Annotated in this window: 4 protein-coding genes and 1 pseudogene; all 5 read right to left on the bottom strand. The window is 56.1% G+C overall.

The window, feature by feature from the left end; all coding sequences use genetic code 11:
* Positions 1 to 283: pseudogene (locus ABX962_RS31300) on the bottom strand (biotin synthase); the annotation flags it as partial.
* Positions 284 to 957: 674 nt separating this feature from the next.
* A complete protein-coding gene (locus tag ABX962_RS31295; protein ID WP_372725478.1) occupies positions 958 to 1443 on the bottom strand; it encodes a hypothetical protein in 486 nt (161 codons plus the stop codon).
* A gap of 64 nt (positions 1444 to 1507) precedes the next feature.
* Positions 1508 to 2575, bottom strand: coding sequence for a flotillin-like protein FloA (gene floA, locus ABX962_RS31290; RefSeq protein ID WP_339943246.1), 1068 nt, complete (start codon positions 2573 to 2575; stop codon positions 1508 to 1510).
* 259 nt (positions 2576 to 2834) lie between these two features.
* Positions 2835 to 3467 carry an NfeD family protein gene (locus tag ABX962_RS31285; RefSeq protein ID WP_372725476.1) on the bottom strand — a complete coding sequence of 211 codons (633 nt, stop codon included), beginning with the start codon at positions 3465 to 3467 and terminating at the stop codon, positions 2835 to 2837.
* Positions 3467 to 4366: NfeD family protein (locus ABX962_RS31280; RefSeq protein WP_372725474.1), on the bottom strand; the 900-nt coding region annotated here is incomplete at its 5' end. The genes ABX962_RS31285 and ABX962_RS31280, both read right to left, overlap by 1 nt.

Raw genomic sequence — 4366 nt, 5'->3', positions numbered from 1 at the left:
CCATCGTTAGCGACACGACTTCGTCGACCGTGAAACGAGCTCGCGGGGTGTCGCTGGAAACGCGATTGACGCAGTACTGGCAATCGTAGATGCAGAAATTCGTCAACAAGATTTTCAGCAGCGAGATACAGCGACCATCCGGGGTGTAGCTGTGACAGATCCCCATCCCTTCGGTGCTGCCGATCTTGCTGTCGGGGCGCGTGCTTTTGGCACCGCTGCTGGCGCAGGAAGCATCGTATTTAGCAGCGTCGGCAAGGATCGCGAGCTTGTCGCGTACGTCCATGGGAACTCGATCGGAAAAGGAAGCGGATGAGGAAATCAAGAAGCGACACAGAAGGAAAACCTGCGTGCACGGCACGGTGCGCAGTGAGATTGTGCTAAGTAGGCAAATGGCGAGCCAAAATGCGGGCACGAGACGCTTGATCAACGCCGGAGCGCAACCGTGGCATGACGTCTTAACCGCAGAACGCGGAGCGAATTCACGAAGCGAGCGGTGGATTTAGAAAAAATTCACAGGGGCTGATTCAAACAAGACGCGAATCGAAAGAAGCAGTCGTGACGCGAGAAAGAGCGACCGTCTTCGCTAATCCCGTTATTTACAGGACCGCGTCGCAATTACCGACACAACCCGACGCATGAGTTTTAAAGTTGCGTTTTTGTATTGAGCGGCAAATCCCCGGACGTTTACCTAGTCCAGACCAACGGGCTGGGACCAAGAAAACGAATGAATTGTAGGGCCAACGGCCTGGCTGTTTGCTGGGACTTAATGAGGGCAGGCTAGGCAAATTGCTTGGCCTTTGGCCCGAAGGACGTCTAAACGCGCAACATCAAAAAGCGTCAGCGAGGGACCGCGCCAAGATCGAGATTCCCTCGCTGACGCTTCGGGTTGTCAATTCCCTTAGCCGGACGCTCTGAAGACATCCGCGATGTGTAAACACCGAAGCACCCCGGGTTGGCTTACCAGCGGTCGATGGGGCGGTCGAGAATCTCGCGGAGCAGGACGGCTTGCTGGATCCCTTCGGGGCTTTGCAACAATCGCAGCAAATCGGCTGCGACATTACCGGTCATTTGCGGCCCGGGAGCAAATTGAGGGGTCGCTTGACTGCCCCCCTTTTTCACTTTGGCCATCGCTTTGGCGGCGATCGATTCCGCTTCCGCCGCCGCTCGTTTCGCTTCCTCGATCTTCCGCTGTCGCTCTTGCCAAGGACTCGGTTCGTCCTCGACCACTTCGGCAACAAAAATTTCCTCTTCGACCTCGCGTATCATTCGCTCGGTGCGATGGTTGCTGTACTGAGGCCGCTTTCGCTGCTCGGGAACCGCAGGTTGAGGTGCGGCAGGACGGGCTGCTGGTGCTGGTGGACGGGCCGCCGCAGGGGGATTGCCCGCGTTCGCTTGACGACGCTGGGCAGCACGACGCAGAAAGTCTTCGAGGTCACCAGCCATGATAGTTTCTTCGGTTTTGATTTACTCGGTCGAACGTCCGCTCCGTTAGCGATCACGCGTTCTTTCAGTCTTTACCATAATTCGTTTCGACCACGTGACGACCTGTTCCCGCAATCGTCTTCCGCATTTCCGTATCCGCACTGACGTTCTGCAGTTTGTAGTAATCGAGGATGTGCAGGTTACCACTGCGGAACGCTTCGGCCATCGCTTCGGGCACCGAGGCTTGTGCCAAGACCAACGATGCGCGGCTCTCTTCAATCTTGGCCTGCATCTCTTGTTCTTCGGCGACCGCGGATGCTCGTTTGCCTTCGGCTCGAGCTCGCGCGACTTGCGTGTCGGCTTCGGCTTGATCGGCTTGCAAGCGAGCTCCGATGTTGGCACCGACATCGATATCGGCGATATCAATCGAAACGATTTCGAACGCGGTTTGCGAATCGAGTCTTTTGGCGAGTACCGCTTTACTGATCACGTCTGGATTTTCGAGCACCGCTTTGTGATTGGTCGCACTACCGATCGCACTGACGATCCCTTCGCCGACACGAGCGATGATGGTTTCTTCGGTCGCACCGCCAATCAATTGTTGCAGGTTTGCACGCACGGTCACGCGAGCTTTCACTTTCAACTGGATGCCGTCTTTGGCGACCGCATCGAGCGACGGTTTGACCGATCCACGCGGTGGGCAATCGATGACCTTCGGATAAACACTGGTTTGCACCGATTCCAAAACATCACGGCCAGCCAAATCGATCGCCGTGGCTTCGCGAAAGGTCAGCGAGATCGTCTTTGCCTTCTTTGCCGCAATCAGAGCTCGGATAACCTGCTGGACATTACCGCCGGCCAAGTAGTGGGCTTCGAGCGCCTCGCCGGTGATCTCAGGATCTTCGAGTCCTGCCTGAGTCGCCATGATCTTGCTGCGTACGATGCTGCGGGCATTGACCTTTCGGAACGTCATCCCTAACAGATTGAAGATCGAGATGTTCGCACCGGTCAGTTGCGATTGAATCCACAAACCGAAATAGCTTGCGAACACAAATAACAACACCATCATCCCCGCGAACAGAACCAATGCACCGATCAAAATCGGCACCGTCGCGTCAGGCAACTCTTGAGCAAGGAGGGCAAGTTTTAACATCGGGTGCAGTTCCAAAGGGGAGGCGAGCTCAAGTCCAAAGGGGAAGCAAACTCAGGCTAAAACACTTGCGGTGTCAAAGCGAATCGATCAAGGAGGCATCTCTGCCCCCTAATGTCCCGCTCTGCGAGGCCAATGTCAACTATGGCAACCCTTGCCATGGCCGACAAACACGCTCGACCAATGCAGGATTAGTCGCCAAGGACAGGCGGGAAGCCGATCCCACATTTCCAGCCGGGACCGAACGGCTAAACATGCCGGACTAATTCGGGCTCGAATCGAGATCCAGCGTATCAAAATCGAACGATTCGGGCGGGTTTTCGAGCGATGGCGGTGACACAGGCGGCTCCGATGTTTCAGGCGATACGGCGTCAGCTTGCTCGGCCGCCGCACGCTCGGCTTCGCTGATCGGACGCACATAGATCTTTCCCGCTTCCACCTTGGTCACAATGATCGATTGTCCCGCGTCGATCGGCATTCCTAAACTAACCGCATCCAATCGCACATCGTCCACCTTGACCAATCCGCTTGGCAGCAGATGGGTTTTTGCGATCCCAATGTGCCCCACCAAGTCGTCTAGCGGAGTACCGTTAGCGAGCGTTCGCTTGGCGCGCCCTTCGTTCATTTCACCGGGTCGCCGATTCAAAATCCGGCGGCCAATCGGGGTGTGTGGCCAGACGCGGATTACGGCAACGAAGATCAACGGCGTCGTGATTGCGACGATGATCAACAATGTAAACCCGGCGGTCATGCTGTGAGCAAACGCTACCGCCAACGCCGAGATGATCGTCACTACCGCAGCGATTCCGACCAACCCGCCCGTTGGAATCATAAACTCCAAAACCAGCAGAATGTAGAACAGCAAAAGAAGGCCGTACGCGTAGTAGAGCGGCATTAACTTTCTACCGCCTCGACCACGATCCGCGTTCCATGGATCTCGAACACGCGCACCGGATCCCCCGATGCAATCGGAGTCCCATCACTGACCACCTGGACGATCTGGTCACCAAACCGTGCCTTGCCCGCCGGACGTAGCGGGGTGGTAGCGGTTCCCACTTGGCCTTGCAAATGAGTGTAATCAGCAAGTTTTTCAGCTTCATTGACGGCGGCGGTATCAGGCGGTTCCATCGTCAAACTGCCCAACAGCGGCACGTGTGGCATCAACATACGAAACGCAATAAAGCCACCGATCAATCCGAACCCGGCAAACAATGCCGTCCAGATGCTTTGCGTTAACACTTGCAACTGATAAACATTTCGCGGCACAATAAACGTCTGGCTCATCAACACAATCCCCAGCACGGTCAAACCGATCCCGCCAATCCCAAACACGCCAAACCCCGGCACCACGAACACTTCGATTGCAATACAGATCAAGCCAAGTGAAAACGCCAACAGCTCGAGCCATTCGGCGGTCCCGGCCAAAAATTTGATCCAAAAATACATGGCGAAACAGACCACGGCGATAAACCCTGGAATTCCCAAACCGGGTGCATTCGCTTCGGTCGACAGTGCGGCAAAGCCGATGAATAGCAATAGAAACGCCAACGCGTGACTACGGCCAAGCTTTTCAATGAACCGCACCATCTTGCGATCCGTGACCGGCGGCGGAGTCCCGCTCAGCCCGACGCGACGCGAAACATCATCAACCGACGATGACTCGCCATCGGCTAACCCCAACGCGATCGCTTGGGCGGACGTCAAACCCGCAGCCAATTCGATCCGTTCGCCGCGCTGCCATCGATCGCGTTCCGCTTCCACGTCGGCCGCACCTTCGATCAAGTCCGATTCGGT

Origin of the sequence: Novipirellula sp. (assembly GCF_041583735.1) — a bacterium.
Lineage (GTDB): Bacteria > Planctomycetota > Planctomycetia > Pirellulales > Pirellulaceae > Novipirellula.
The sequence above is the reverse complement of the archived record's forward strand: the minus strand, read 5'-3'. Positions and strand labels throughout refer to the sequence as shown.

Bases quoted from the DNA above. Each gene is read 5' to 3' on its own strand.
- ABX962_RS31295 (WP_372725478.1), bottom strand. From the start codon at position 1,443: ATGGCTGGTGACCTCGAAGACTTTCTGCGTCGTGCTGCCCAGCGTCGT.
- floA (WP_339943246.1), bottom strand. From the start codon at position 2,575: ATGTTAAAACTTGCCCTCCTTGCTCAAGAGTTGCCTGACGCGACGGTG.
- ABX962_RS31285 (WP_372725476.1), bottom strand. From the start codon at position 3,467: ATGCCGCTCTACTACGCGTACGGCCTTCTTTTGCTGTTCTACATTCTG.